Annotated in this window: 1 protein-coding gene and 1 pseudogene; both read left to right on the forward strand. The window is 72.4% G+C overall.

Annotated features, from left to right (window positions below; all coding sequences use genetic code 11):
- Window positions 1-791 (forward strand): annotated as a pseudogene (locus tag AX737_RS13805) (hypothetical protein); the annotation flags it as partial.
- A gap of 163 nt (window positions 792-954) precedes the next feature.
- Window positions 955-2244: histidine kinase dimerization/phospho-acceptor domain-containing protein (locus AX737_RS13810; RefSeq protein WP_156453709.1), on the forward strand; the 1290-nt coding region annotated here is incomplete at its 3' end.

Raw genomic sequence — 2244 nt, forward strand, 5'->3', positions numbered from 1 at the left:
CGCCCCAGACCGGATGCCCGGTGATCGAGGATCCGCTCAAGGACCGGCCCGCGCCGCCGATCGGCTCCTGTCTCTCCATTCCGACATCCGCCAACAAGCGGGGCGACACCAGCAGGAACGAGGTCGATCAGAGCGTCGCGCTCGAGCCCGGCACCTATTGCGGCGGCCTGCGCATCACCAAGAAGGCCACCGTGACGCTGCGGCCCGGGATCTACGTGATGAAGGACGGCCCCCTGGTCGTCGATCAGAAGGCCTCGGTCTCCGGCGACGGCGTGGCGTTCTACTTCACCGGGGACAGGGCCGGGCTGCTGTTCAGCAAGGGCAGCACGGTGAGCCTTGCGGCCCCCGCCAGCGGCGTGATGGCCGGGCTGCTGATGATGGAGGAGCGCGGCGTCAACAACCCGGTCGATCCCGTGGCGACCCTGCTCGGCGTCGTGGGCAACGTCGTCGGCGGGGTGACCGGCCTCGCCACTGGTCTGGTGACCGACGAGGAGTTGCCGCCGACGCCGACGCCGCCGCTCCTCGGTGCCGCCCAGCCGATGCGGACCTACCGCATCATCAGCGACAACGCCCGCACCATGCTGGGCACCATCTACCTGCCCGCCGGCCGGGTGGTGATCGACGCCGACAAGCCCGTGGCGGACCGGTCCGCCTACACCGTCGTGGTGGCCCGGCAGGTCAACCTCTACGAGGGACCGAACCTCTACTTGAACGCCAACTACGACCAGACGAGCGTGCCGGTGCCCAAGGGCGTCGGGCCGCTCTCGGGCCGGCTGATGCTGAGCCAGTAGCGCTCTTCCGGGACCCTCGATGCGCGCGCTGATCCCCGACGATTCGAAGACGGACGACCTCGCGGCGCGGCAGGCGCTGAAGCGCCTGCCCGATTGCGAGCCGCCCGCCGTCGCCTGCCCGGTCGCGGCCTGACGATCCGCCCAACGGAGAGGGAACCCCATCATGCGTCTCGGCTCGCTCGATCCGCGCCGCTCGCTCGCCGGGCGGCTCGCCTGGGCGGTGATCGGCGCGGTCGCGGTGGCGCTCGTCGTCGCCACGGCGCTCTCCGTCTGGCGCGAGGTCGATCGCTACGCCGCCGAGAAGCGGGCCTATCTGGGTGCGCTCGCCCGGGTGTCGGCCGCCGCCAGCGTCCAGGCCGTCGCGGCGGGGGACGAGACCGGGGCGGAGACGGCGCTGCTGGCGATCGCCCGCGACGACAGGATCGTCTACGCGGCGATCGAGCGCCCGGACGGCTCGGTGATGGCCGAGCACGGCGTCGGCCTGCGGCTGGCCCGCGACATCGACCTCGACGGGCAGGCCGAGCTCGGGCTCTGGGACCTGCTCTTCACCCGGACGCTGCGCCTGAGCGCGCCCGTGCAGGAGAACGCCCGGGATATCGGCCGCGTCGTCCTCGTGGCGCAGACGGGCGACCTCGCCGAGCGCGTGGGCGGCGTGGCCCTGAGCGCGGGGCTCGCGGGCCTGCTCGCGCTGGTGGTGGGCCTCGCCGTCTCGGCCCGGCTGCAGCGCTCGGTGACGCGCCCGCTGGCGGAACTCGCCACCACCATGGACGCGGTGCGGCTCCAGCACGACTACACGCGGCGCGCCGCGATCGCGGGCGACGACGAGGTCGGGGCGCTGGCCGGCACCTTCAACGCGCTGCTCGGCGCCGTGAACGAGCGCGACAGGCAGTTGGCCGAGCACGGCGCGAAGCTCGAGGAGGAGGTCCGCGTCCGCACCCTCGACCTCAGCGAGGCGATGCTGGCGGCCGAGTCCGCCAACGCCGCCAAATCGACCTTCCTGGCCACGATGAGCCACGAGATCCGCACGCCGATGAACGGCCTGCTCGTGATGGCGGAACTCCTCGCCGGCACCGACCTGCCCCCGCGCCAGCGCCGCTACGCCGAGGTCATCGCCCGCTCCGGGCAGTCCCTGCTCGCCATCATCAACGACATCCTCGACTTCGCGAAGGTCGAGGCGGGCAAGCTGGAACTGGAGCGGATCCCGGTCGATCCGGGCGAGGTCGCCGACACCGTCGTGACCCTGTTCGGCGAGCGGGCGCGCGGCGCGGGGCTCGACCTCGCGGCGAGCGTGGAACCCGATGTGCCGCGCCGCATGCCGGGCGATCCCGTGCGGCTCGGGCAGGTGCTCGGCAACTTCGTGTCGAACGCCCTGAAGTTCACGGAAAGCGGCCACGTGCTGGTGCGGATGGGCATGGAGGATGCGGGCCGCACCCTGCTGATCCGCGTCGAGGAT

The organism is Methylobacterium sp. CCH5-D2 (assembly GCF_001556475.1).
Taxonomy (GTDB): Bacteria; Pseudomonadota; Alphaproteobacteria; order Rhizobiales; family Beijerinckiaceae; genus Methylobacterium; species Methylobacterium hispanicum.